The following is a 2478-nucleotide window of genomic DNA, read 5'->3' as shown; positions in this document are numbered from 1 at the left end:
AAGCTTCAATTGCGCGTTTATTATTCTTGATTTCTTCTGGAGTTCCATGGGCAATCAAGCTGCCGTATTCCAATACATAGATTCGCTCAGTCACATCCATGACCAAGTTCATATCATGCTCGATGAGGATGATGGTGATTCCAAAGTCGTTTTTAATCTGACGGATTAAATCTGTTAATTCAGCTGTTTCTTGAGGGTTCATTCCCGCAGCTGGTTCATCCAAGAAAAGGATTTTAGGCTCTGTTGCCAAAGCACGGACAATTTCTAAATGGCGTTGTTGTCCATAGGCCAAATTTTTGGCTAAAGTATCTGCCTCACCTTCCAAATGGAAGATAGACAAAAGTTCCATAGCTTTTTCCTTCAATTGTTTCTCACTCTTATAGTAAGCAGGAAGACGGAATAGAGAAGCCAAAAGGTGAGAAGGTTGATGGTTGGCCATCCCAATTAGGACATTTTCCAAAACGGTCATGTCTTTAAAGAGACGGATATTTTGGAAAGTACGGGAGAGACCTAAGGAAGCAATCTTGTATGGAGCCTTGTTGTTTAATACATGCCCATCCAAAGTTACAGTTCCTTCCGAAGGAACATAGACACCTGTTAGAAGGTTAAAAAGTGTTGTTTTTCCAGCACCGTTTGGTCCAATCAAACCAACCAATTCACCCTCGTTCAGTTCCATGGTCACATCACTAACTGCAGTTAGTCCACCGAAGTGTTTTGTTAAATTTTTAACTTCAAGCAATGCCATTAGTTTGTCTCCTCCTTTTTCTTGTTAAAGAATTTTGAAAGATACAATTCTTTGGTTCCAAGCAAGCCTTCGGAACGGAAAAGCATCACGAGGACTAGAGCCAAAGCATAAATGATCATCCGCAATTCAGCAAAGTTTTGAAGGTACATATTCAAAATTCCGAGAACTACCGCCGCAATGATGGTTCCTGTAATGGAACCAAGTCCACCTAGAACCGCAATAATAAGGTAGTCGATAGAGTTCATCAAACGGAAGTTGTTTGGAACCACAACACCGATATAGCTGGCATAGATAGCCCCCGCTACAGCGGAAATCATGGCACCAATGACGAAAATCATGACTTTCATCTTGGTCACATTGACTCCCATGGCCTCAGCCGCAATTTCGTCTTCACGAATAGTGATGGCTTGACGACCTGTTGAAGAAATAAGGAAGTTCAGAACAAGAATGGTGATGAGAACAACAATGACAAAGACAGCTTCCCAACTAACATAAGGAAGAATATTGGTCATACCGGCAGGACCGTTGGTTAACTCACCACCGTTCTCAATCAGTTTACGGATGATTTCTGCCATCCCTAGCGTTGCAATTGCCAGATAGTCCCCTTTTAAACGAAGAGTTGGCAAACCAAAGATAACGGCAACAATGGCTGCTAGAATCACACCTACTACAATAGACAAGTAAAAACTATCATAGGTCGGAGTTTTGCTTGTCATGATTGCAGTGGCGTAAGCACCGATAGCCATAAAACCAGCCTGTCCAAGGGTGAACTGTCCTGTAAATCCAAGAACAAGGTTGGTTCCCAATCCCATAAGAACAGCGATTCCAATACCAATCAAAATGCGAACATAATACATGTTCATGAGACCTGTAACTTCAGCTAGCTTTAAAAGGGCAAAGAGTGCCACGATTAGCGCAAGCCAAATCAAATTTACTTTTAAATTTTTGTTCATTGCTTACACCTTTTCTTTCACATTTTTGCCAAGGATACCAGCTGGACGGATCAAGAGAATCAAAATCAATACAATATAAACAATGGCATCACGGAAGTTTGAGAAACCAAGAGCAACTGTAATGGTTTCGACTCCACCAATCAAGAATCCTCCCAAGGTTGCACCTGGAATAATTCCAATACCACCTAAAACGGCAGCGACAAAGGCTTTGATACCTGGTACCATCCCCATCAAAGGTTCGATAGATGGTTGAGACAGTGGAATCAAGACACCTGCAGCACCTGCAAGAGCCGAACCCAAAGCAAATGTAAAGCTGATGGTTGAGTTTACATTGATCCCCATCAATTGGGCAGCGTCGCTATCTACTGAAACCGCACGCATGGCTTTCCCCATTTTTGTTTGTTTCACGACATATTGGAGGACAAACATCAGGATGATTGCAACGATAAAGATGATAAACTCTGCATTAGTGATAAAATCAAAGGTCATTGAACCAATTTGAAGCGGTTTAACCACAAGGGCTTCTTCTGGATAAGAACGTGGTTGCGCTCCAAAAAGGAAGACCATTCCATATTCCAAGAAGAAAGAGACACCAATCGCTGTGATCAAGGCCGAAATTCTTGAAGCATTTCGAATCGGACGATAGGCTAAAAATTCAATCAACATTCCAACTGCCGCAGTCACAAGCATAGTTACTGCGATAATTACCAAGAGAGCGATGTAAAAACGCCATTCTGCTGATGGAATAAAGGTTAAATAAGGAGCAATATTAAAATTGTT

Annotated in this window: 3 protein-coding genes; all 3 read right to left on the bottom strand. The window is 41.6% G+C overall.

Annotated elements, in window-relative coordinates:
• Positions 1 to 745 (bottom strand): ABC transporter ATP-binding protein (locus SORDD24_RS11695; protein ID WP_061408752.1); only part of this gene is annotated, 745 nt, incomplete at its 3' end.
• Entirely contained in the window at positions 745 to 1698 is a 954-nt protein-coding gene (locus tag SORDD24_RS06315) for a branched-chain amino acid ABC transporter permease (protein WP_061408750.1), read from the bottom strand. The genes SORDD24_RS11695 and SORDD24_RS06315, both read right to left, overlap by 1 nt.
• 3 nt (positions 1699 to 1701) lie before the next feature.
• On the bottom strand, positions 1702 to 2478 hold a 777-nt coding region (locus SORDD24_RS06310; RefSeq protein WP_155720139.1), incomplete at its 5' end, for a branched-chain amino acid ABC transporter permease.

This window comes from Streptococcus oralis (genome assembly GCF_001579175.1).
Lineage (GTDB): Bacteria > Bacillota > Bacilli > Lactobacillales > Streptococcaceae > Streptococcus > Streptococcus oralis_O.
The sequence above is the reverse complement of the archived record's forward strand: the minus strand, read 5'-3'. Positions and strand labels throughout refer to the sequence as shown.

Coding starts and splice junctions, on each gene's coding strand:
- SORDD24_RS06315 (WP_061408750.1), bottom strand. CDS start 1,698: ATGAACAAAAATTTAAAAGTAAATTTGATTTGGCTTGCGCTAATCGTG.